At 69.5% G+C, this 22114-nt stretch carries 19 protein-coding genes; 8 read left to right on the plus strand and 11 right to left on the minus strand.

Annotation, left to right across the window (positions count from 1 at the left end; all coding sequences use genetic code 11):
- The first annotated feature begins 6 nt into the window (after positions 1 to 6).
- The 3 genes from LH076_RS07280 to LH076_RS07290 are packed head-to-tail and all read left to right on the plus strand — an operon-like array spanning position 7 to position 1896.
- Positions 7 to 438, plus strand: a complete 432-nt coding sequence (locus LH076_RS07280) for an ATP-binding protein (protein WP_227783318.1) — start codon at positions 7 to 9, stop codon at positions 436 to 438.
- Positions 429 to 722: an STAS domain-containing protein gene (locus LH076_RS07285; protein ID WP_227783319.1), complete on the plus strand. Its 294-nt coding sequence runs from the start codon at positions 429 to 431 to the stop codon at positions 720 to 722. Before LH076_RS07280 ends, LH076_RS07285 begins: the two co-directional genes overlap by 10 nt.
- Entirely contained in the window at positions 703 to 1896 is a 1194-nt protein-coding gene (locus tag LH076_RS07290) for a PP2C family protein-serine/threonine phosphatase (protein ID WP_227783320.1), read from the plus strand. Before LH076_RS07285 ends, LH076_RS07290 begins: the two co-directional genes overlap by 20 nt.
- On the opposite strand, the gene LH076_RS07295 is transcribed toward LH076_RS07290, so the two are convergent.
- Genes LH076_RS07295 through LH076_RS07305 form a run of 3 tightly spaced genes read right to left on the minus strand, consistent with a single transcriptional unit; the run spans position 1889 to position 6881 of the window.
- Positions 1889 to 4495 carry an aminotransferase class III-fold pyridoxal phosphate-dependent enzyme gene (locus LH076_RS07295; RefSeq protein ID WP_227783321.1) on the minus strand — a complete coding sequence of 869 codons (2607 nt, stop codon included), beginning with the start codon at positions 4493 to 4495 and terminating at the stop codon, positions 1889 to 1891. The genes LH076_RS07290 and LH076_RS07295 overlap by 8 nt on opposite strands.
- Positions 4495 to 5214: a DUF2804 domain-containing protein gene (locus LH076_RS07300; RefSeq protein ID WP_227783322.1), complete on the minus strand. Its 720-nt coding sequence runs from the start codon at positions 5212 to 5214 to the stop codon at positions 4495 to 4497. Before LH076_RS07300 ends, LH076_RS07295 begins: the two co-directional genes overlap by 1 nt.
- Entirely contained in the window at positions 5211 to 6881 is a 1671-nt protein-coding gene (locus LH076_RS07305; protein ID WP_227783323.1) for an acyl-CoA dehydrogenase family protein, read from the minus strand. Before LH076_RS07305 ends, LH076_RS07300 begins: the two co-directional genes overlap by 4 nt.
- On the opposite strand from LH076_RS07305, the gene LH076_RS07310 reads away from it, so the two are divergent.
- The gene (locus tag LH076_RS07310) at positions 6860 to 7990 is read left to right on the plus strand and encodes a potassium channel family protein (protein WP_415753228.1); all 1131 of its coding nucleotides are present in this window, start codon (positions 6860 to 6862) and stop codon (positions 7988 to 7990) included. The genes LH076_RS07305 and LH076_RS07310 overlap by 22 nt on opposite strands.
- 142 nt (positions 7991 to 8132) lie before the next feature.
- On the opposite strand, the gene LH076_RS07315 is transcribed toward LH076_RS07310, so the two are convergent.
- Positions 8133 to 9506: a pyridoxal phosphate-dependent decarboxylase family protein gene (locus tag LH076_RS07315; protein WP_227783325.1), complete on the minus strand. Its 1374-nt coding sequence runs from the start codon at positions 9504 to 9506 to the stop codon at positions 8133 to 8135.
- A 75-nt stretch (positions 9507 to 9581) separates the two neighbouring features.
- Between LH076_RS07315 and LH076_RS07320 the strand changes: the two genes are divergently transcribed.
- Entirely contained in the window at positions 9582 to 11405 is a 1824-nt protein-coding gene (locus LH076_RS07320; protein ID WP_227783326.1) for an MFS transporter, read from the plus strand.
- A gap of 9 nt (positions 11406 to 11414) precedes the next feature.
- Here LH076_RS07320 and LH076_RS07325 read toward each other — a convergent pair whose 3' ends face one another.
- From LH076_RS07325 to map, 5 genes are all read right to left on the minus strand, one after another.
- A complete protein-coding gene (locus LH076_RS07325) occupies positions 11415 to 12239 on the minus strand; it encodes an ABC transporter permease (RefSeq protein ID WP_227783327.1) in 825 nt (274 codons plus the stop codon).
- The gene (locus LH076_RS07330) at positions 12239 to 13042 is read right to left on the minus strand and encodes an ABC transporter permease (RefSeq protein WP_227783328.1); all 804 of its coding nucleotides are present in this window, start codon (positions 13040 to 13042) and stop codon (positions 12239 to 12241) included. The genes LH076_RS07325 and LH076_RS07330 overlap by 1 nt, the downstream gene beginning before the upstream one ends.
- Positions 13035 to 13835, minus strand: coding sequence for an ABC transporter ATP-binding protein (locus tag LH076_RS07335; protein WP_227783329.1), 801 nt, complete (start codon positions 13833 to 13835; stop codon positions 13035 to 13037). The genes LH076_RS07330 and LH076_RS07335 overlap by 8 nt, the downstream gene beginning before the upstream one ends.
- Positions 13835 to 14962 carry an ABC transporter substrate-binding protein gene (locus LH076_RS07340; protein ID WP_227783330.1) on the minus strand — a complete coding sequence of 376 codons (1128 nt, stop codon included), beginning with the start codon at positions 14960 to 14962 and terminating at the stop codon, positions 13835 to 13837. Before LH076_RS07340 ends, LH076_RS07335 begins: the two co-directional genes overlap by 1 nt.
- A 112-nt stretch (positions 14963 to 15074) precedes the next feature.
- On the minus strand, positions 15075 to 15839 hold the full coding sequence (map, locus tag LH076_RS07345; protein ID WP_227783331.1) for a type I methionyl aminopeptidase: 765 nt from the start codon (positions 15837 to 15839) through the stop codon (positions 15075 to 15077).
- Between the two features lie 29 nt (positions 15840 to 15868).
- Between map and LH076_RS07350 the strand changes: the two genes are divergently transcribed.
- Positions 15869 to 16798, plus strand: a complete 930-nt coding sequence (locus LH076_RS07350; protein WP_227783332.1) for a glycoside hydrolase family 6 protein — start codon at positions 15869 to 15871, stop codon at positions 16796 to 16798.
- A 7-nt stretch (positions 16799 to 16805) separates the two neighbouring features.
- On the opposite strand, the gene LH076_RS07355 is transcribed toward LH076_RS07350, so the two are convergent.
- A complete protein-coding gene (locus tag LH076_RS07355) occupies positions 16806 to 17393 on the minus strand; it encodes an MBL fold metallo-hydrolase (protein ID WP_227783333.1) in 588 nt (195 codons plus the stop codon).
- A gap of 83 nt (positions 17394 to 17476) precedes the next feature.
- Here LH076_RS07355 and uvrA point away from each other — a divergent pair, with 83 nt between their 5' ends.
- Together uvrA and LH076_RS07365 are read left to right on the plus strand one after the other, a co-directional pair.
- Positions 17477 to 20329: an excinuclease ABC subunit UvrA gene (uvrA, locus tag LH076_RS07360; protein ID WP_227783334.1), complete on the plus strand. Its 2853-nt coding sequence runs from the start codon at positions 17477 to 17479 to the stop codon at positions 20327 to 20329.
- Between the two features lie 17 nt (positions 20330 to 20346).
- On the plus strand, positions 20347 to 20817 hold the full coding sequence (locus LH076_RS07365; protein WP_227783335.1) for a Rieske (2Fe-2S) protein: 471 nt from the start codon (positions 20347 to 20349) through the stop codon (positions 20815 to 20817).
- Here LH076_RS07365 and LH076_RS07370 read toward each other — a convergent pair.
- Positions 20805 to 22085: a pyridine nucleotide-disulfide oxidoreductase gene (locus LH076_RS07370; protein ID WP_227783336.1), complete on the minus strand. Its 1281-nt coding sequence runs from the start codon at positions 22083 to 22085 to the stop codon at positions 20805 to 20807. The two genes, LH076_RS07365 and LH076_RS07370, sit on opposite strands and share 13 nt — an antisense overlap.
- Positions 22086 to 22114 lie beyond the last annotated feature (29 nt).

Here is a 22114-nt window from a genome sequence, read left to right on the forward strand (position 1 = left end):
CAACCCGTGCATACGCTCTCCCGGCAGGTCGACCTGCCGTTCCGCCCGGAGTCGGTGCGGGCAGCGCGCGCGATCGTGAGGACCTTCGGCGCTGAACTCGCCGACGACACGATGGCCGACGCTGAACTGCTCGTCTCTGAGGTCGTCACCAATGCCGTTCGGCATGGTGGCCCGGACATCAGCCTCACGGTCGAGGTGGAGGGCGGTTCGGTCACGATCGGCGTCACGGACGGAAGCAATGTGATGCCGATGACAGGCACGGCGGTGGCCGCGACGAAGGCGTCGGGCCGCGGACTCCTCCTGGTCGACCAGGTTGCCGCCGCATGGGGAGTCACGACACACTCAGGAAAAGACGGCAAGACTGTCTGGTTCAGGCTCGCTGACCGCTCCGGCGGCGAGAAGACAGAGCCACGAAAGGACGAGGCAGGATGGATCTGACGATCACGCAGGACACGGGGACGCTGGCGCTGGTCGGGTCGATCGACCTGGTGAGCCGGGAGGACTTCCTCAAGGCGGGTCTCGCGGTGCTCGATCGTGACAACGCCCTGGCGTTGGACATGTCGGGTGTGGACTTCATGGATTCGATGGGCATCGGGGCCCTGGTCGAGATCGCACGCCACGCTGAGAAGCAGGATGCTTCGTTCACCATCTCGGCAGTGTCGCCGCGTGTGAGCCGAGTGCTCGAGGTGACGGGTCTCGGCGATGCGTGGCGAACGCCCTGAATCAGCCTCTGCGGCGCACCATGCCGCGTATCGGGAGCTGGTCTCGGCCCTTCGGGGTGTTCGGTCCGGGATGCGGTCCGACACGGCGTCGGTCCTGCTGGTCGACTCCACACGCACGTTGCTGGAGCCGGCCGCGACGGTCGGTCTCGATCGCACCCTGTGGGGTGCGCGGGTCGTGCCCATCGGACAGGGCTTCGCGGGCCGGGTCGCACAGACGCGCCAGCCGGTCGTGCTCGGTGAGGTCAACGACTCCACCGTCCTGAACCCGGTCCTCCTGCAGCATGGCGTGAGTTCGCTGTTGGGTGTGCCGATCATCGACGGCAGCGCGCTGCTCGGCGTCCTGCACGTCGGTTTCCTCGACCACCACGACTTCACCGACGGCGAGAAGCTCCGGCTCACCGAGTACGCCGGCGAGATGGGTCGGCTGCTCAACGACCGGTTCCACGACGCCCAGCACACCGCGGCACTCACGCTGCAGCGCAGCCTGCTGCCCACGGCGCTCCGTGTGCCCGCCGGGCTGGCGATGGCGGCGCGGTACGTGCCGGCGGACGGTGATCTGGGGGGCGACTGGTACGACGTCTTCGAGCTGCCCGACGGCCGGGTCGGCCTCGTCATGGGCGACGTGGTCGGGCATGGCCTCGACAGCGCGATCGTGATGGGGCGCCTGCGCAGTGCGCTGCGTGCCTACGCCCTCGACCACGACGACCCCTCCGAGGTCCTCGCGCGGCTCGATCGCAAGATCTGCCACTTCGAGCCCGATGCGCTCGCAACCGTCCTCTACGGCGTCTCCGAGCCGCCCTACGAGTACTGGGACTTCAGTTCGGCGGGCCACTTCGCCCCGATCCTGGCCGTGCCGGGCGAGTGGGCCGGCACGGTGACGATGACGATCGACCGGCTGCTCGGCATGAGTCCTGACGCGGTGCGCACGACCACCCGGATCCCGCTGCCTCTCGGCGCGAAGTTCTGCCTCTTCACCGACGGGCTCGTCGAGCGCCGGCCTGCGCCCGAGGACGGCGACGCTGACCTGATCGCCGACGGCATCGCCCGTGCCGCCAAGGCCTTGGCTGCGGCTGAGGACCCGGAGCTCGGTTGCATCCGCATCCTCGGCGAGGTGGTCGGCGAGCAGGTCGCCGAGGACGACGTGGCCGTCCTCGTGGCGCAACGCCTCAACTGAGCCGGCCCAACACCCTGTCGAGGGCGCCGACGACGTAGTCGACCGACTCTCGCGTGATGACCAGGGGCGGCTTGATCTTGAGCACGTTCTTGTGATCACCGGTGGGCTGCACGATGCAGCCCTCCTCGAGGAGGGCGTCGCAGATCTGCGCGGTCAGCTCGGTCGCCGGCTCGAACGTCGCGCGGTCCAGCACGAGCTCCACCCCGAGATAGAGGCCCATCCCGTGGACGGCGCCGATGACGTCGTACGTCGTCCCCAACTGCTCCAACGCGGCCTTGAGGTGATCGCCGACCACACGGGCGTTCTCCTGCAGCCGCTCCGCCTCCATCACGTCGAGCACCGCGAGGCCGAGGGCGGCCGACACCGGCGACCCGCCCGCGGAGGAGAAGAACGAGCCCTCGGCGGCGAAGGCCTCCGCGATCGGGCGCGTGGTGAGGACGGCGCCGAGCGGCTGGCCGTTGCCCATCGCCTTGGCCACCGTGATGATGTCCGGCACCGCGTCCTGCTGTTCGAAGCCCCAGAAGTGGTGGCCGAGGCGGCCGTAGCCCATCTGCACCTCATCGCTGATGCAGACGCCGCCGAGCCCGCGGACGCGGTCGAAGACGCCGGCGAGGTAGCCGTCGGGGAGCAGCACGCCGCCGCCGTTGCCGAAGATCGGTTCGAGGATCACACCAGCGATCCGATCGCGGTCGAGGCCGGCGAGCTGGGCGTCGAGGTCGCGCAGATAGCCGGCCGCGGCGCCGGGACCGCGGTGGGTGCCGCGGATCTGGTTGGGCGCGTCGATCAGCTCGACCCACGCCGGCCGCGTCTCGAGGGCACGCGGGTTGTCGCCGAGGGAGGAGGTCACGGCGTCCGAGCCGATCGTCCAGCCGTGGTAGGCCTCGCGGGCGGCCAGGATCCGATCACGGCCCGTGGCGGTCATCGCCAGGCGCAGCGCGAGGTCGACCGCCTCCGAGCCGCTGTTGACGAGGAAGACCTGGTCGAGTCCGTCGGGCGCCAGGGCCGCGAGGCGCTCGGAGAGCTCGACGGAGGCTGCGTAGTGGAAGCGGCTGTTGGTGTTGAGCAGGTTCCACTGACGGGTCGCGGCGCGGGTGAGCACCGGGTGGGCGTGGCCTGTGGTGGCGACGTTGTTGACCACATCGACGTAGACGTTGGCCTGCGTGTCGATCAGGAACTCCCGCCAGCCGCGCTCGATCTGCGGTGGGTCGGCGTAGTAGTGCTCCTGGACGCCGGCGAAGTGGGCGTCGCGTCGCTCCAGCAGTCCGCGGGGATCCGCAGTCGGCGCCGCGATGTCCGTCGACAGGAACGGTGAGGGGTCGGGACAGATCCGCTGCCAGACGTCGACCGCGTGCGGCCTGACGAAGCGCGGGGGCATGCCGGGCAGGGTGCAGGCCTGGATGACCTGGCCGTCGATCTCGCCTGCGAGCGAGAGTGTGGGCTGGGAGTGCCGCCGGGAGAGCGGCTGGGCTCGGTCGAGCCGGTACTCGCCGTACCGGGTGGCGAGGACGGGAGGGAGTGCGGGGGAGCCGGTCAGCCAGGCGCCCCGGTCCCAGACCTCGGCCGTCACCGAGAGGTCGGCGGTGCGGAAGCGCATGCCGGGCACGGGCCCCACCAGCCGCGGCGCTCCGAGGGGCTGGCCGACGCCGCGGACGAGCCAGGTCATCTCCTCGAGGTCGAGCGCAAGGCTCGCCTCGAAGCCGTCGACCTCCGCAGAGGCTCGCGCCTCGGCGTAGCCGTTGTCGCCGTCGAGGACGGTCTGGTCGGCGGCGCTCGCCACCAGCACGGCGCCGCGCACGACGACGAGGGGCCAGACCGCACCGAGCTCGGTGTCGCTCAGCTGCGTGTGCGCGGCGAACCCCTCGACGACGGCCAGCACCGCTCGTACGTCGTCAGCTGTCTTGCCGAGCACACTTGCGGCGGCGACGGCGAGCTCGGCGCAGCGCCAGCTGACGGCGAGGTCTCCGAAGTCGATCACGCCCGCCGCGCCGCTGTCGGTGAGGACCACGTTGTCGTCGGTCAGGTCGCCGTGAATGACCTGGAGCGGCAGCTCGTCCGCGACATCCGCGATCCGGGCCGCGGCGTCGGAGACGCGCTCCGCCAGCGAGGGGTCGAGGGAATCGAGGACCTCGGCAGCCGCGCGCAGGTCCCACTGGCTGCGCCGCTCGGTGCCGGGATGCCTGAAGTCGGCGAGTGCTGCCACCACGCGGCCGGCCGTCTCGCCGAGGAGGCGGCACTCGTCGAGACCGAAGCGGGCACGGTCGAGGAGCGGCGTGCCGTCGACGTACGTGAGGACGTGGGCGAGGAGGTGCTGGCCGTCGACCTCGACCTGCTGCAGGTCATCGACCGGCAGCGGACCGCGAAGCGCGGCTGCCTCGATCGTCGAGAGCGCCGCCCGCTGCGCCTCGAGTTCGGCCCGCTCCCAGGCAGGGTTGGCGATCTTGAGCACCACGCGCCCCGACGAGTCGTCGATGCGGAAGTTGCGGTCCTGGTTGGAGCCGAGCTCCCTGATTGCGCCGGTGAGGCCCCAGTGCGCCACGGCGATCCGTGCGGCATCGTCCTCCGTCACCAACGGGCGCGGCAGCCCGCCGAGTCCGGCCATCAGGACCGCATCGTCATGGACTCGAGCACGCCGGTCACGTCGACGTCGTACGTCGTCCCGTCGAGGCTGCGGATCGTGCCGGCGTAGCGGCCGTAGAGCTGGAAGTAGTCGATCGAGGCCAGCACCAGCTGGTGCTTGACGTCCTTGCGGCCGTCCGGTGTGAAGGTGACGTCGAGCCGGCCGTCGAAGGACGAGACGGTCCAGTACTCACCGTTCTGCGCCGGGTGGTGCTCGAAGACCACGTCGGAGAGCTCCTCGTAGACGCCGGGCAGCCAGAGGCAGGACTCCTCGGGCTCACCGTCGACCTCGGGACGGTCGACGAAGTTGGCGCCGACGGGTGTGCCGTCCGCGGCCCGCGTGCCGAAGGTGCCCCAGAGCCACGAGGTCCGGTAGCCCTTGGCGCGCATGGCCGGTCGCGACCCCCAGATCTCGCCGGCGATGCCGAGGGAGCTGCCGCGGGCGTTGGAGGCGTGCTCGTGCAGGACACCGGAAGCCTTGTCACGGACGTAGATCTCGGAGGAAGCGAGGTAGTGCGCGTCCTGCAGGATCATCGACGAGTAGACCTCCGGGTGGACGAGCGTCCAGCCCTGCCACTCCTTGAGCCGCAGCCACTTGAGCCGTCGCGTGAGCCCGTGGAACTCGTCGAGCGGGTTGACGTCGAGCGGGCGAGCGTCGAGGCGGCCGTAGGTGCGGACGCCGTCGGAGACGAGGCGCTTCACGCGATCACGGGGGTGGTCCGCTCGACCACGGCCGCGAGATCGCCGCCGGCGAGCATGCCGAAGGTCCCGTCATGTCCACCGCCGGCGGCCGAGAGGCGGGAGGCGCAGAAGATGTCGGCCACCTCGGCCGGCGCGAAGCGGACCAGGAGCGAGGCCTGGAGGACCGCGGCCATCCGGCCGGTGAGGCGCCGCGCGTTGACCTCCATCGTCTCCGGCGTGAGTGACCCGAGCAGCTGCAGTACGTCGGCGATGGCCGCATCGAGTCGCGCGTCTGCGCCACGGGCCCTGCCGACCTCGGTGAGGTAGGCGTCGAGCACCTCCGGCTCACGCGACAGGGCGCGCAGCACGTCGAGCGCGTTGACGTTGCCCGAGCCCTCCCACACCGAGTTGACCGGCGCCTCCCGGTAGAGCAGCGGCATCGCGGAATCCTCGACATAGCCGTTGCCGCCGAGGCACTCCAGCGCCTCGCCCGTGACGGCGATGGTCCGCTTGCACACCCAGAACTTCGCCAGCGGCAGTGCGATCCGGCGGAACGCCTTCTCGTGCTCGTCATTGCGGTCGTCCACGGCCGCCGCGAGCCGCATGCCCAGCACGGTGGCCGCCTCGGACTCGACGGCGAGATCGGCGATGACGTTCTGCATCAGCGGCTTGTCGGCCAGGCGCGACCCGAACGCCGAGCGGTGCGCGACGTGCCAGCTCGCCTCGGCCACCGCCCGGCGCATGAGCGACGCCGAGCCGAGCACACAGTCGAGCCGCGTCGCGGCGACCATCTCGATGATCGTGCGGACGCCGCGGCCCTCGTCACCCAGCCGCCATGCGACCGTGTCGTTGAACTCCAGCTCCGAGGAGGCGTTGGAGCGGTTGCCGAGCTTCTCCTTGAGTCGAACGACGTCGAGGGTGTTGCGAGTGCCGTCAGGGAGGACGCGCGGCAGCACGAAGCAGGTCACGCCACCCTCGGTCTGTGCCAGCACGAGGAACATGTCGTTCATCGGCGCCGAGGTGAACCACTTGTGGCCGCGCAGCGTGTAGACGCCCGAGTCGGCGTCGCCCGAGAGCGGCGTCGCGACGGTGACATTGGTACGGACGTCGGAACCACCCTGACGCTCCGTCATCCCCATCCCCGCAAGGGCTCCGAGCTTCTGCTCATGCGGCCGCAGGCCGAAGTCGTACGTCGTCGACGCGAGCAGCGGCGTCCACTCCTTCGCGAGGGCGTCGTCGGCGCGCAACGCCGGCACGGCGGCGTACGTCATGGTGATGGGGCAGCCGTGGCCCGGCTCGGTCTGGTACCAGGCGATGTAACCGGCCGCACGACGCAGGTGCGCGTGCGGGTCGTCACTCTCCCACGGCGTCGCGGCGAGGCCGTGCCCGATGCCGCGCTCCATCAGCCAGTGCCAGGACGGGTGGAACTCGACCTCGTCGATCCGGTTGCCGTAGCGGTCGACCGGCTTGAGGGTCGGCGTGTGCTTGTTGGCCAGCAGACCGTGCTCGCGTGCCTCCTCCGAGCCGGCCTCGAAACCGAGTCCGACCAGGGAGTCCAGCGTGGCCTGGTCGGCGTGCCGCAGGACGGCCTCGGTGAGTGCGTGATCGCTGGTCACGACGTTGTGCCCGGCGAGCAGCGGTGCCTGGTTGAGCACGAGCCGGTTCGATGCGGGGGAGGCGCCAGTCATGCCACTACGGTAGTGCCGTGCCGGAGGATCAGCTCGCAGATGACATCAGGTTCCGTCGCGGGCGCCTGTCGCTGCCGGAGCATGTGCGGTCGCCCTGGTGGGAGCTCACGCGACGCCTGTTGATGGCGTTGGGGATCCTCGTCGGCACCGTCCTGATCGTCTACCTCGACCGCAAGGGCTATCGCGACAGCAACGGCGACGGCATCAGCCTCGTCGATGCCATCTACTACACGACCGTCACGCTCAGCACGACCGGGTACGGCGACATCGCGCCGGCCAGTGACTTCGCGCGACTGGTCAACGCGCTGGTCGTGACGCCGGCCCGCATCGGGTTCCTTGTCCTCTTGATCGGCACGACCCTCGAGGTGCTCGCCACCCGCGGGCGCGAGCAGATCCGCACCGCCCGTTGGAGGAAGAACATGTCCCACCACGTCGTCATCATCGGCTACGGCACGAAGGGCCGCAGTGCGGTCGAGACGCTTCTCAACAACGGCAAGGACCGCGAGCACATCGTCGTCGTCGACCCGTCGGCCGCCGCGCTGCAGGACGCCCACTCCGACGGCCTCGCCGTCGTCACCGGTGACGCGACCCGGCGTGAGGTGCTCCGCCGTGCCGGCGTCGCGGAGGCCGACCACGTCATCATCACCACCAACCGTGACGACACCAACGTCCTCACTGCCCTGACGGTCCGCCAGCTCAACCCCGACTCCTGGATCGTCGCCGCCGTGCGCGAGGAGGAGAACGTGGCGCTGATGAAGCAGTCCGGAGCGAACTCCGTGATCACGTCGGCGGACGCGGTCGGCCGCCTGCTGGGCCTCTCGTCGCTCTCGCCGACGCTGGGCACCGTGATGGAGGACCTGCTGACGTACGGCGAGGGGCTGGAGGTCGCCGAGCGCGAGCTGCTCGTCACCGAGGTCGGCAAGCAGCCCCAGCAGCTGCCCGACCAGGTGATCGCCGTCGTGCGGGACGAGCGCGTCTTCCGCTACTTCGACCCGGTCGTGACGCAGCTTGCGCGGGGTGACCGGCTGGTCGTCGTACGACCGGCGAAGGAGCTGCCGTGGGCACCACGCCCCGGCACTCATGACGAGGACTTCGCCTCGGAGGACTGATCCTCGAGAAACCCCTGCGGAAATGGAGTGAGCCGCTGGGGTCTCGGGTCCCCAGCGGCTCGAAGAGAAAGCTACTCGTCAGCCGTTCGGGATCCAAGGCATTTCGACACAAATGACCCAGATGGGCCATGCCAAGGGGGCCTTAGTCCCGCATCGAGTCCAGCACCAGCTGGAGGTCCGCCACGGTCGTGCGCGGGTTGACGATGGCGAAGCGGGTGCAGACCCGTCCGCGGTGCTTGGTCGGCGTCACGAAGGCGATCTCGTCCTTGAGGAGTCGGTCGCTCCACGCGTTGTAGTCGGCATCGCTCCAGCCGACCCGCTCGAAGATCAGCACCGAGAGGTCGGGGTCGACCAGGAGGTTGACGTGGTCGGCTGCGTCGATGAGCTCCCGCGCGGCGCGTGTGACGGCGAGCGTGGTCTCGATGGCGTCGCGGTAGGCGTCGGTGCCGTTGACGGCGAGGGAGAACCACAGCGGAAGGCCGCGCGGGCGGCGCGTCAGGTGGATGGCGTAATCCGAGGGGTTCCACACCGAGCGGGTCGGGTCGTCGGTGAGGACGTCGAGGTACGACGCCTTCTGGGTGTGGGCGGCGCGGGCCAGGACGGGGTCGCGGTAGAGCAGCGCGCAGGCGTCGAACGGCGAGAAGAGCCACTTGTGCGGATCGACGATGAACGAGTCGGCCTGCTCGATGCCGTCGAAGAGGGCACGGACGCTGGGTGCCGCGAGGCCGGCACCGCCGTAGGCGCCGTCGACGTGGAACCACCAGCCCTGCTCGCGTGCGACCTCGCCGATGCCGGCCAAGTCGTCGATCACGCCGAGGTTGGTCGTGCCGGCGGTGGCGACGACGGCGAAGACGCTGTGACGCTGCTCGTCGGTGGCGATCTCCAGCCAGGAGCGGATGGCGGAGCCGGTGAGGCGCCCGCGGTCATCGCCGGGGATCTCGACGACGTCGACGTCCATGACCGACTCGAGGGCGTGCTTCACCGAGGAGTGTGTCTCGTGGGTGAGCATCACCGCCCACCGTGCCGGACGGGTGCCGCCGCGGGCATGGAGTGCGGCCGCCCGAGCGGCGACCAGCGCGGACAGGTTGCCGTTGGTGCCGCCCTGGACGAAGACGCCACCCGCTGACTCGGGCAGGCCGGCGAGGTCGGCGATCCAGCGCAGCGCCTGGTTCTCGGCGTAGACCGCACCGCTCGCCTCGAGCCACGAGCCGCCGTAGATGGAGGAGGCGCCGATGAGCATGTCGAACGCCGCCGCTGCCTTGGAGGGCGCGCCCGGGATGAACGCGAGATAGCGAGGGTGGTCGATCGAGAGGCAGGCCGGGGCGAGCACGTCCTCCCAGAGCTGCGCCGCCGCCTCGCCTCCGATGCCTCCGGGCGTCACGGTCTGCCCCGCGAGCTCCTCCAGTTCGGCGGGGCTGAGCGTCCGGTCGAGCGGTGCCTGCATCTGGAGCCGGTCGATCGAGAGCTCGGCCATTCGCGCGGCGAGGGACGCGGCAGCGTCGTCGTACTCATGCATGCGGATGAGCGTAGGGCGCATCTGTTTCCATGGCCCACCATGTTGTTGCATAGGGCAACAAACTAAAGTGCATTCGTGACCGAGACTGCAGCCCGCCAGCGCGTCGCCGTGGATCATCCCCACTACAAGTGGGTGGCCTTGTCGAACACGACGCTCGGCATCCTGATCGCCACCGTCAACAGCTCGATCGTCATCATCTCGCTGCCCGCGATCTTCAAGGGCATCCACGTCGACCCGCTCGGAGCGGGCAACGTGAGCTACCTGCTCTGGATGATCATGGGCTTCCTGGTGGTCTCTGCCGTCCTGGTCGTGGTCCTCGGACGGCTCGGCGACATGTTCGGGCGGGTGAAGATCTACAACCTCGGGTTCGTCGTCTTCGCGATCGCGTCGATCTTCCTCTCGCTCGACCCGCTGACCGGCGGGCAGGGCGCGCTCTGGCTGATCGCGGGACGCGTGATCCAGGGCGTCGGCGGCGCCATGCTCTTCGCCAACTCCACCGCGATCCTCACCGACGCCTTCCCGGCTCACGAGCGCGGCATGGCTCTCGGCATCAACAACGTCGCCGCCGTGGCCGGCTCCTTCATCGGACTCGTCCTCGGTGGCGTGCTCAGCGAGTGGGACTGGCGTGCGGTCTTCTGGGTGTCGGTGCCGATCGGCATCGTCGGCACGATCTGGTCGTACATGTCGCTCCACGAGACCGGCGTGCGGCGCAAGGGCGGCCTCGACCTTCCCGGCAACCTCACCTTCGCCGTCGGCCTGACCGCCCTGCTGGTGGCGATCACCTACGGCATCCAGCCGTACGGCGACTCGGCGATGGGCTGGGGCAACCCCTGGGTGATCGCCGGCATCGTCGGAGGCGTCGTCCTCCTCGTCATCTTCTGCGTGATCGAGACCAGGGTCGCCTCACCGATGTTCGAGATGAGTCTCTTCCGGATCCGGCCGTTCTGGGCCGGGAACCTCGCCGGCCTGCTCTCCTCCGTCTCCCGGGGCGGCATGCAGTTCATGCTGATCATCTGGCTCCAGGGCATCTGGCTCCCGCGCCACGGCTACTCGTACGAGTCGACCCCGCTGTGGGCCGGCATCTACCTGCTGCCCCTCACCGTCGGCTTCCTCGTCGCCGGGCCGCTCTCCGGGCGGCTCTCCGATCGGTACGGCGCGCGGCTCTTCGCGGCCGTCGGCATGGTGCTCGTCGCGCTGACCTTCATCGGCTTCCTGCTGATCCCGGTGGACTTCCCCTACTGGCTCTTCGCGCTGATCCTGCTGATCAACGGCCTCGCCTCGGGCCTCTTCGCCGCGCCCAACGTGTCGTCGATCATGAACGCGGTGCCCGCGAACCGTCGGGGAGCGGCGTCCGGGATGCGCGGCACGTTCTTCAACTCCGGCTCGTCACTCTCCATCGGCGTCTTCTTCTCGCTGATGATCGCCGGCCTGGCCAACACGCTCCCCGACGCCATGCGCACCGGTCTGACCGCCCACGGCGTCTCCACCCAGGCCGCCCAGGCCGCCGCGGAGATCCCGCCCGTGGGCTCGCTCTTCGCGTCGTTCCTCGGCTTCAACCCGATCGGCACGATCCTCGACCAGATCAAGGGCGCGGGCATCGACCTCGGCTCTCCCGACAAGGTGCTCACGGGCAAGGAGTTCTTCCCGCAACTGATGAGCGACCCGTTCCACCACGGGCTCGTCGTCGTCTTCGGTGCCGCGGCCGTGATGAGCCTCCTCGCCGGTGTCGCCTCGCTCTTCGCCGGTGGCAAGTACGTCCACGAGGATGCGAGCGAGGGAGGCGGCGTGCCGAGCTTGCTCGAGCACGGCGGCCGAGCGAGCGACCAACGGCCCGAAGGGCCGTCCGAGCCGGTGCTGGCCGAGACCGCCTCCGGGCTGGCGCTCCCCGAGGACGAGTGAGGCCAGCGCTCAGCGCCGGGTGGTCGTGAAGCCCCAGCGGGCAAGAACGGCATCCTCGACCAGGCTGGCGATCGTGTACAGCAGGATCGACGTCACCGTCACCACGACCACGATCGCCCAGATCTCCTGGTAGTCCGCATGCGCCTTGGCCAGCGTGATCGAGCCACCGAGGCCCTTGGACGTCAGCAGCCACTCGTAGAGCATCGCGCCGGTGATGGCACCCGGGATCGCGATCCGCATCGAGGCGAAGAGCTGCGGCAGCGCGGTCGGCATCGCGACCTTGCGCAGGATCGTCCACCGGCTGCCGCCGTGGACCCGGACGAAGTCCACCGCCGTGGGGGAGACCGAGCGGAAGCCGACCGCGAGGTTGAGCAGGATCGGGAAGAAGACCACGATCGAGCTGATCAGCGCGGCAGCGACCAGGCCGTTGCCGAAGATCAGGTAGATCGCCGGAGCCATCGCGAGCAGCGGCACTGTGCGCAGCACCATCGCGACCGGCAGGAACATGAACTCCAGCGGCCGGACCAGAGCGAAGAGCAGCGCGAGCACGACCGAGCCGATCACGCCCGCCGCGAACCCGAGCGCGGTGTGGCCGAGCGTCACCCAGAGCAGCTGGAGCATGTCGTGGCGGTGCTCGCTCGGCGGGACCTTGTCCATGCCGGTGGCGAAGAAGTAGTCCCAGACATCCGCGGGCTTCTTGGCGATGTAGGAGTTGGTGTGGCCGCTGCTGATCAGCCAGGAGACGGCCACCTGCCAGGCCAGGGCCAGGACTCCCATGGAGAGCGCGACCAGGCCGATGGTGGAGCCGATCCGGACGGCAAGACGGCCCTTCATCACAGTGCTCCCACTCGGTCGTCGCCCGCGGCCCAGGGCGTGAGAAGCCTGCCGAGCAGGGCGATCAGCCCGTAGGCCACGCCGGCGATCGCGGCACAGATCAGGGCGATCGCCCAGACCCGCACGGAGTTGCCCGTCGCCTGCGAGGAGACGAGCAGGACGCCGATGCCGGAGTCGACACCGGAGAGGAAGTACTCGCCGAGGACGGCTCCGAGGACCGCCATGGGAGCGCCCACCTTGAGCGCCGCGATGATGTTCGGTACGGCGGCGATGAGCTGGACCTTCCGCAGTTGGGTGATCCTCCCGCCGCCGTACGCCGTGATGACGTCGAGCTGTGTCGAGCTGGCGCTGCGCAGCCCGAGCAGGCAGCCCACAACGGTGGGGAAGATGCAGAGCAGGGCAGCGAGGAAGACCGCCGCAGCGCGGCTGCCGGCCTGGCCCATGAGGGCCACGATCGGGCCCACCGCCGTGATGGGGATGCAGGAGGTGACCACGGCCAGCTGCATCACGAAGCTGTCCAACCGCGGCACCACCAGGACGAGCAGGGCCATGGCGAAGGCGATCACGTCGCCCCACAGGTAGCCGCGCAGCGCCTCACCCGAGGAGTGGCCGACGGCGCGCCAGTAGACCGAGTCGCCGAAGGCACCGAGGAACTCCTTGGCGACGAGCCACGGCGACGGGATGGCCCCCGGGTTGCCCGAGGGCGTCACATAGGGGATCGAGGCCAACCACCAGGCCACGACGATGACGACGATGCCGGTGAGCCCGCCTACCCACGGGGTGCGGAGACTGAGGCTACGCATGTCCGAAGAGGATCTCGGAGAGCTGGTCGGCGTAGGCGTGGAACTCCGGGGCCCGCAGGATGTCCGGAGTGCGTGGACGCGGGAGGTCGATCTCGACGATCTCGAGGATGCGGCCGGGCCGCGGCGACATGACGGCGACGACGTCGGAGAGGTAGACCGCCTCCGCGATGCCGTGGGTCACCATCAGCGTGGTGGCGGGCTTCTCGGTCCAGATCCGCTGGAGCTCGTCGTTCATCCGCTGCCGGGTCATGTCATCGAGCGCGCCGAAGGGCTCGTCGAGCAGCATGACGGTCGGCTGGACCACGAGCGCGCGGGCGATCGAGACGCGCTGGCGCATGCCGCCCGAGAGGTGTGCCGGCTTGGCGTCCTCGAAACCCTTGAGCCCCACGAGCGCGATCAGGTCGGCGATCAGGCCCTTGTCGGGCTTGAGGCCGGCGACCTCGAGGGGGAGCCGGATGTTCTTCTCCACCGAGCGCCAGGGCAGCAGCGCCGAGTCCTGGAAGGCGATGCCGACCTCATGTGAGCGCTGCGTCTCCATCGCCGACTTGCCGTTGATCGCGATCTCACCTGTGGTCGGGCTCTCCAGCCCGGCGAGGATCCGCAGAATCGTCGACTTGCCGCACCCCGAGGGTCCGAGGAGCGAGAGGAAGGAGTTCTCGGTCGTGCCGAGGTCGACCTCGCTCAGGGCCTGGACCGTCTTGGAGCCGGTCCGGAAGGTCTTGGTGAGGCCATGGATGTTGATCCCCGTGGCGAGGGTGCCCTCGCCACGGGGCTCAAGGGTTGCGAACGACATCAGGCAGACGGGATCGTGAACTGCGTCTTGAGGTCGGGGTTCTCCTCGTAGATCTCCTTGATGAGGGAGAGGTCGAAGAGGTCGTCGGCGGCGATGTCGGTGCCCATGGCCGCCATCGACTTGATGTTCTCCTGGACGAGCTCGTCGGTGATCATGAAGAGCCCGTTGGCGTTGACGTCGTCGGTGAGGATCAGACTGATCTGTGCGGTGGCCTCACCGGTCTGCTCGGTGACGTCGAGCTTCTGGTCCTTGCCGTAGGTGTTGACGGCGAGCTCGGCCGACTTCGCCGGGTCCTTGACGGCGTCGGTCCAGCCCTTGATCTCGGCGATGAGGAAGGCCTTGAGCACGTCCCGCTTGCTCGAGAGCGTGTCGTTGGTGACCGTGAAGGTCTCCGCCACGAACGGCAGGCCGTTGTCGGCCAGGGCGAAGACGACCGGGGTGAAGCCGTCGGCCTTGGCGAGGATCGGCTCGTTGGTCGTGTAGGAGAAGTGGGCGTCGTACTTGCCCTGCTCGAGCGGGGCGATGTCGTACTGCGTGGTGACGACCTCGACGTCGTCGGTCGTGAGGCTGTTCGCCTTGAGGAACCCCTCGAAGATCGCCTGGTTGCCGCCCGACTGGACGCCGATCTTCTTGCCCTTGAGGTCGTCGATCGTGGTGATCGGCGTCTTCTCCTGGAGTGACATCAGGCAGAAGGGGTTCTTCTGGTAGGTCGAGCCGATGATCTTCAGCGGCGCGCCCTTGGCGATGGTCGGCGCCGTGATCGCGGGGGACGAGAGGCCGATGAGTGCCTGACCCGAGATGAGCGCGTCCTCCGCGGTGGTCTGGTCGCCACCGGCGATCAGGTTGACGCTCGAGAAGCCGGCGTCCTTGTAGTAGCCGTTCTGGTCGGCGAAGTACTCACCGGCGAACTCGATGTTCTTGATCCAGGAAAGCTTGATCGCGAGGGCCCCGAGGTCCTTGCTTCCCGTGCTGCCGCTGCTGGACGGGCTGTCGCCGGACGTGCTGTCGCTGTCGCTGCCGCAGGCGGCGAGGACGCCCACAGCGCCGATGGCGACGACGCCGACACCGCCGGCTCGGATGATCTGTCGGCGGCTCATGCCGCTCTGGAAGGCCTCGGGGTTGCCCATGATGCTCCTCAAATCTCGGGATGTTGCGGCGACGCTAATGAGGAGCGGTTACGCGCGTGTTACAGCACGCGGCGCGTCATGAAACGATCGAACGCCGGTCGAAACTGAGGTTTCAACGAGCCGTGAGGACGAGCGGTCCGTCGGCGGTGATGGCGACGGTGTGCTCCATGTGGGCGCCGCGGGAGCCGTCCTGCGACTTGATCGTCCAGCCGTCCGGGTCGATGTAGATCTGGTCGGTCGTGTGCAGGAACCACGGCTCGATCGCGATGACGAGGCCGGGCTCGAGCTTGTAGCCACGACCGGCCTTACCCGCGTTCGGGATGTGCGGGTCGCCGTGCATGGTGCGACCGACGCCGTGACCGCCGAACTGGGTGTTGACCTTGAGTCCGTTGCGTTTGGCGACGACCTCGATCGCGTGGCTGATGTCGCCGATCCGGTTGCCGGCCTGGGCTGCGGCGATCCCGGCGTCGAGGGCCTGGGTCGTGGCCTCGATGAGCTTGAGGTCCTTGGGGTCGGCGTTGCCGACCACGACGCTGAGGGCGCTGTCGGAGACCCAGCCGCCGAGGCTCGCCGCGAAGTCCACGCTGAGCAGGTCCCCGTCCTGGAGGACGTAGTCGTGGGGGAGGCCGTGCAGAACGGCGTCGTTGACGCTGGTGCAGAGCACGTAGCCGAAGGGCATCGCCCCGAAGCTGGGGTGGTAGTCGATGTAGCAGGACTCCGCACCGGCGTCCTTGATCATCCGGTGCGCGAGGGCGTCGAGCTCCAGCAGGTTCACTCCGACCGCTGCCTTCTCCTGCAGGGCGAGGAGTACGTCGGCGACGAATCGCCCGGCGGGCTTCATCTGCTCGATCTGGGTCGGGGTGCGGAGCTCGATCACGGAGTCGAGCCTACGTCTAGGCTGCTCCGGTGCGGGGATCAGGGAGGGCCACCCTCGTGGCCGTGGCCGTCGTCTGTCTTGTCGTGACCCTGCTGGGCGGGACATCCGCGGTGGCGAAGCAGGGAAAGAGGCTCGACCCCCGGCTGACGCAGCCCGGCTACGCCGACACACACAGCTCTGCAGCGGTCCGCGGAGGCCCCTACGCCTCGCTCGGGTCGGTGCCACAGGCGCTCTGGCTGGGGGCGGCGCCGGTGCGGACGGTGCGGGGTCAGCTGCGCGCCTACGTCCGTAGAGCGGCGGCCAGGCACCGGACGCCACAGGTGGTCCTCTACGCGATCCCGGACCGGGACTGCTCGGGTGGAGGCTGGGCCAGCCCCAGGGCGTACCTCCGGTGGGTCCGGGCGATCGCCTCCGTCCTCCGGGGCCGTCATGCGATCGCCGTCGTCGAGCCGGATGCACTGGCCATGGAGGACCGGTGCGGAGGGGCCGCCCGGCTGGCGACGCTCCGCGCGGCGACGAGGATCCTCGCCGCGAGCCGCACCTGGGTCTACCTGGACGCCGGGCACAGCAACTGGCTCACGGCCGAGACGGCTGCTGCGAGGCTGCGGCAGGCCGGGATCAGCTACGTCCGCGGATTCAGCCTCAACGTCGCCAACTTCCGCCCCACCCCGGAGGCCCAGGCGTATGGCGATGCGGTGGCCGCCGCCCTCGGTGCTCAGGGGATACCCGGCAAGCACTTCGTCATCGACACCTCACGCAACGGCGCCGCGCCCCTGGACACCCAGTGGTGCAACCCGCCGTGGGCACGGGTGGGCCAGCGCCCGGCCATGCTCCGCACCGGAAGCCTCGACGGGCTGCTGTGGTTGAAGCACCCCGGCGAGAGTGACGGCCCCTGCAACGGCGGTCCGGCCTCGGGCTGGAGCGACCTCCTCGCTGGCCGCCTCCTCGGCCGCGCCTGAGGGCGGGCTACCAACCCCGGTCGCGCCACTCCGCCAGATGCGGGCGCTCGGCGCCGAGCGTGGACGGGTCGCCGTGGCCGGGGAAGAACCCGGTCTCGTCCGGCAGTCGGTCGAACACCCGTGCCACGACGTCGTCATAGAGCTGGGTGAACGCCTCCGCGTCACCGAACGTGTTGCCGACGCCGCCGGGGAAGAGGCTGTCCCCGGTCCAGAGCTGCGGCGGACCGGACTGCGGAGTGTGGAGCAGGGCGATCGAGCCGGGGGTGTGGCCGCGCAGGGCGATCACCTCGAGCACGACCTCGCCGACCGTGACCGTGTCCCCGTGCTCGAGCGTCGTGGCGATGGGGACTCCCGTCGCCTCGGTGATCGCGTCGGCATCCGCCGCCCCCGCGTACGTCGACGCCCCGGTCGCCTCGACGACGGCGGCGAGTGCACGGTGGTGGTCCCAGTGCTGATGCGTGGTCAGGACCGACGCCAGGCCGGTGCCCGGCTGCGCCTTGAGCCACGCGAGCAGGCCCTCCGCCTCGTCGGCCGCGTCGACCAGCAGGCGCTCGCCGGAGGCGGTGCACTCGAGCAGGTAGCAGTTGTTCGCCATGCGTGGATCCACGACCAAGCGCGATGACCGGAGGCTCATGTCCCGATGATAGGGTGACGAACATCTGTTCGAACGGAGGAAATGTGGCAGACCAGATCGTCATCCGAGGTGCCCGTGAGCACAACCTCAAGGATGTCTCGCTCGACCTGCCGCGCGACGCGCTGATCGTCTTCACCGGCCTCTCCGGCTCGGGCAAGTCCAGTCTCGCGTTCGACACGATCTTCGCCGAGGGCCAGCGCCGCTATGTCGAGTCGCTGTCGGCGTACGCCCGGCAGTTCCTCGGGCAGATGGACAAGCCGGACGTCGACTTCATCGAGGGCCTCTCGCCGGCGGTCTCCATCGACCAGAAGTCGACCTCGAAGAACCCGCGGTCGACCGTCGGCACGATCACCGAGGTCTACGACTACCTCCGCCTGCTCTTCGCGCGCGCGGGTCGCGCGCACTGCCCGACGTGTGGTGCGCCGATCGAGCGGCAGACGCCGCAGCAGATCGTCGACCGCATCCTCACCCTGGAGGAGGGCAAGCGCTTCCAGGTGCTCGCGCCCGTCGTCCGTGGCCGCAAGGGCGAGTTCGTCGACCTCTTCGCCCAACTGCAGGCGCAGGGCTACAGCCGCGCCCGCGTCGACGGGGAGACGATCCAGCTCGCGGAGCCCCCCAATCTCAACAAGCAGCAGAAGCACACCGTCGAGGTCGTCATCGACCGCCTCCAGGTGAAGGCGTCCAGCAAGCAGCGGCTGACCGACTCCGTCGAGACCGCCCTCGTCCTCACCGGCGGCCTCGTCCTCATCGACTTCGTCGACGACGGCTCGGAGATGAAGTTCTCCGAGAAGATGTCGTGCCCGAACGACCACCCGATCGACACCGACGACCTCGAGCCGCGCTCGTTCTCCTTCAACAGCCCGTTCGGCGCCTGCCCGGAGTGCCACGGCCTCGGCACCCGGATGGAGGTCGACCCCGAGCTGGTCATTCCCAACCCCGAGGCGAGCCTGGCCGAGGGCGCGATCCAGCCGTGGAGCCACGCGCACATCTCCGACTACTTCCTGCGCCTCCTCGGTGCGCTCGGTGACGAGCTCGGCTTCGACATCGACACCCCGTGGGAGAAGCTGCCCAAGGCCGCCCAGAAGGTGATCCTCGACGGGCACTCGCGCAAGGTCCACGTCGTCACCGTCAACCGCTACGGCCGCCGCCGCGCGTACGACGCCGAGTTCGAGGGCGTCCGCGGCTACGTCGAGCGCCGCCACCGTGAGGCCGAGTCCGACACCAGTCGCGAGCGCTTCGAGGGCTTCATGCGCGAGGTCCCGTGTCCGGCGTGTGGCGGGAGCCGGCTCAAGCCGGTCTCGATGGCCGTCACGCTCGGTGAGAAGGACGCGGACGGCGGCCACGGTGGCCTGAACATCGCCGAGATCTGTGCGCTGCCGATCAACGAGGCAAGTGCCTGGCTCAACAGGGTCGAGCTCAACGAGCGCGAGAAGCAGATCGCCGAACGGGTGCTCAAGGAGATCCAGGAGCGGTTGCAGTTCCTGCTCGACGTCGGCCTCGACTACCTCTCGCTCGACCGTCCCTCCGGCTCCCTGAGTGGCGGTGAGGCCCAGCGCATCCGGCTCGCAACGCAGATCGGCGCCGGTCTCGTCGGCGTCCTCTACGTGCTGGACGAGCCGAGCATCGGCCTGCACCAGCGCGACAACGCCCGCCTGATCGAGACCCTCGTCCGGCTCAAGGAGCTCGGCAACACGCTGATCGTCGTCGAGCACGACGAGGACACCATCCGGGTCGCCGACTGGGTCGTCGACATCGGCCCCGGTGCCGGAGAGCACGGCGGCCACGTCGTGCACTCCGGGACGGTGCCGGCGCTGTACAAGAACAAGAAGTCGATGACCGGCCAGTACCTCTCCGGAAAGCGCCAGATCGCCCTCCCCGAGGTACGCCGACCCCTGACCAAGGGCAAGGAGCTGAAGGTCCTCGGGGCCAAGGAGAACAACCTCCGCAACATCGACGTCAGCTTCCCGCTCGGAGTCTTCCTCGCGGTCACGGGCGTCTCCGGCTCGGGCAAGTCCACGCTGGTCAACGACATCCTCTACACCTCGCTGGCCAAGCAGCTCTACGGCGCCCGCACCATCCCGGGCCGGCACAGGACCATCACCGGCCTGGAGCACATCGACAAGGTCATCCACGTCGACCAGAGTCCGATCGGGCGTACGCCGCGCTCCAACCCGGCGACGTACACGGGCGTCTTCGACCACGTCCGCAAGCTCTTCGCCTCCACGCCGGAGGCGAAGGTGCGGGGTTACCAACAGGGCCGTTTCTCCTTCAACGTCAAGGGCGGTCGCTGCGAGGCCTGCGCCGGCGACGGCACGATCAAGATCGAGATGAACTTCCTGCCCGACGTCTACGTGCCGTGCGAGGTCTGCCACGGCATGCGCTACAACCGCGAGACGCTCGAGGTGCACTACAAGGGCAAGAACATCGGCGAGGTGCTCGACATGCCGATCGAGGAGGCGGTCGACTTCTTCGCCGCCGTGCCCGCGATCGCCCGCCACCTCAAGACGCTCGTCGAGGTCGGCCTCGGCTACGTCCGCCTCGGCCAGCCCGCGACCACGCTCAGTGGCGGTGAGGCCCAGCGCGTCAAGCTCTCCAGCGAGCTGCAGAAGCGCTCGACCGGCCGGACGATCTACGTGCTCGACGAGCCCACGACGGGCCTGCACTTCGAGGACATCCGCAAGCTCCTCGGTGTCCTCGGGAGCCTCGTCGACAAGGGCAACACGGTGCTCGTCATCGAGCACAACCTCGACGTGATCAAGACCGCCGACTGGATCATCGACATGGGTCCGGAGGGCGGCAACCGCGGTGGCGTGGTCGTCGCCGAGGGCACGCCCGAGGACATCGCCGCGCATCCCGACAGCCACACGGGTCGCTTTCTCAAGCCACTCTTGGGTTGAGCGGCGATCATGGCGCCATGACCGGACTCACACGTCGCGGCGCCGTCGGCGCGGGTATCGCTGTTCCTCTCCTTGCCGCGTGCGGCACCTCCGACGACTCCGCCTCGGACACCCCCACCGCGCCGGCCACCTCGGCCGCCCCGTCGACGGCGACGTCCTCGACGGAGGCTCCCTCGGCCAGCACTTCGGGTCGTCCCGCCGTCCCGCCGCTCGCCGCCGCGAGCGACATCGAGGTCGGCAGCGGGAAGATCTTCAAGGACGAGCGTGTCGTCGTCACCCAGCCGACGGCGGGGGAGTTCAAGGGCTTCGACGCGACCTGCACGCACCAGCAGTGCCTCGTGTCCAAGGTCGATGACGACCAGATCGTCTGCACCTGCCATTTCAGCAAGTACTCGATCACCGACGGCTCGGTCGAGGGCGGCCCCGCGCCTGCGCCGCTCTCGCCGGTCGCGCTGACGGTGACGGACGGCGAGATCTACCTCGCCTGAGCCTGCTGACGCCAGGCGGAGTCGCGCGGCGAGCGACGTCGGTCCAGGCGCCGGTCGAGCACCTCGCGCGCCTCGTCCCACCGGTCGGCGCGGAGCAGCGCAGCGATCCGGGCCTCCTCGACGATCTCGCGCTGGGCGTCGGAGCCGCCGACCCGCCAGACGTGGGGCTGCAGCCGGCACAGGGAATCGGCCGCCTCCGACGCGCGGCCCGACGCCATCAGCGCGAAGGCGTCGGCCATCGGCGCGATGACCTCACGCTGGGTGGCGTGCCGCTGGCGCCGGGCAGCGGCACCGACCTCCTGGAGCGCGGATACGTCGCCCATGGCCAGGTGGGCGACGAGGGTGTGCATCGCGAGGAACGGCGTGGTCGGCCGCGTCAGGGTCGTGGTGCTGGTGGCCGCGATGACCTCGTCCATCGACGGCACGTCGGTCGCCCCCGGGGTCAGGGCCCAGCGGAAGAGGAGCGAGCCGGAGTCGACGAGGGCCCGGCAGCCGATGGCATGCCGGGGGTCCAGTTGCGTCTCGAAGCGGCGGCGCACGGCATCAAGGTCACCGAGGGTGAGCTCGTGGAGCGCGGCGTGCCAGGCGAAGTGGGTCAGGGACTCCGCGGTCGCGCCGTCCCCGACGACCCAGGCGTCCATCCAGGCGAGTCCGGCCTCGTGGTCGCCGGTCTCGTAGTGCGCGTGCGCCCGGGCGTGGGCGGAGTGCCCGGCGCTCGGCTCGAGGTCGAGGGACGCCGTGGCCAGGTCCATCGCCTCGTCGAAGCGCAGTTGCTCGGTGCGGATGAACGCCAGCAGGCCGCGGAACCACCAGTCGTCGCCGTACGCCGGCCGACATCGCTCCACGAGGGACCACGCCTCCTGGGGTACTTCGGTGGCGCCGGTGAAGGCGATCGTCGGGACGGCCGCGGAGAGCAGGAGGGCATCACGCGGGTGGGCCTCGAGATGGCGCAACAGCGGCTGCGAGTCGCCGCGGAGGTGCGCGGCCACGGCCGCGACGTGGCTCTGCTCCCGCTCGGTGCCGCGGGCCGCGTGCAGGGTCGCGGCCGCCATCCGGGCGTGCAGGTCGACCGACGCACCGAGCTCCTGACCCAGCAGGGCAAGGGCCGCGTGGCCCAGGGCGAAGGTCGGGTCGTAGGCGATGGCCTCGGCGAAGTGACGGGTCGCTCCGGTGCGCAGGCGCAGCACCTCACGCAGTCCGGCGTTGTAGGCGGCGGCTGCGGACGCGGAGGTGGTCAGGCACAGGCCGTACACGTCGGGCATACGCATGTAAGTAAACTAACTCACGCGACTAAGGA

Origin of the sequence: Nocardioides sp. Kera G14, from assembly GCF_020715565.1 — a bacterium.
GTDB lineage: Bacteria > Actinomycetota > Actinomycetes > Propionibacteriales > Nocardioidaceae > Nocardioides.

What these genes read in the sequence shown, in the direction of transcription:
- LH076_RS07370 (WP_227783336.1), bottom strand. Translation starts at nt 22,085, where the DNA reads ATGCGTATGCCCGACGTGTACGGCCTGTGCCTGACCACCTCCGCGTCC.
- LH076_RS07295 (WP_227783321.1), bottom strand. Translation starts at nt 4,495, where the DNA reads ATGGCCGGACTCGGCGGGCTGCCGCGCCCGTTGGTGACGGAGGACGAT.
- LH076_RS07285 (WP_227783319.1), top strand. Translation starts at nt 429, where the DNA reads ATGGATCTGACGATCACGCAGGACACGGGGACGCTGGCGCTGGTCGGG.
- LH076_RS07290 (WP_227783320.1), top strand. Translation starts at nt 703, where the DNA reads ATGCGTGGCGAACGCCCTGAATCAGCCTCTGCGGCGCACCATGCCGCG.
- LH076_RS07340 (WP_227783330.1), bottom strand. Translation starts at nt 14,962, where the DNA reads ATGGGCAACCCCGAGGCCTTCCAGAGCGGCATGAGCCGCCGACAGATC.
- LH076_RS07330 (WP_227783328.1), bottom strand. Translation starts at nt 13,042, where the DNA reads ATGCGTAGCCTCAGTCTCCGCACCCCGTGGGTAGGCGGGCTCACCGGC.
- LH076_RS07310 (WP_415753228.1), top strand. Translation starts at nt 6,860, where the DNA reads ATGCGGGGGAGGCGCCAGTCATGCCACTACGGTAGTGCCGTGCCGGAG.
- LH076_RS07365 (WP_227783335.1), top strand. Translation starts at nt 20,347, where the DNA reads ATGACCGGACTCACACGTCGCGGCGCCGTCGGCGCGGGTATCGCTGTT.
- LH076_RS07305 (WP_227783323.1), bottom strand. Translation starts at nt 6,881, where the DNA reads ATGACTGGCGCCTCCCCCGCATCGAACCGGCTCGTGCTCAACCAGGCA.
- LH076_RS07325 (WP_227783327.1), bottom strand. Translation starts at nt 12,239, where the DNA reads ATGAAGGGCCGTCTTGCCGTCCGGATCGGCTCCACCATCGGCCTGGTC.
- LH076_RS07315 (WP_227783325.1), bottom strand. Translation starts at nt 9,506, where the DNA reads ATGCATGAGTACGACGACGCTGCCGCGTCCCTCGCCGCGCGAATGGCC.
- LH076_RS07355 (WP_227783333.1), bottom strand. Translation starts at nt 17,393, where the DNA reads ATGGCGAACAACTGCTACCTGCTCGAGTGCACCGCCTCCGGCGAGCGC.
- LH076_RS07335 (WP_227783329.1), bottom strand. Translation starts at nt 13,835, where the DNA reads ATGTCGTTCGCAACCCTTGAGCCCCGTGGCGAGGGCACCCTCGCCACG.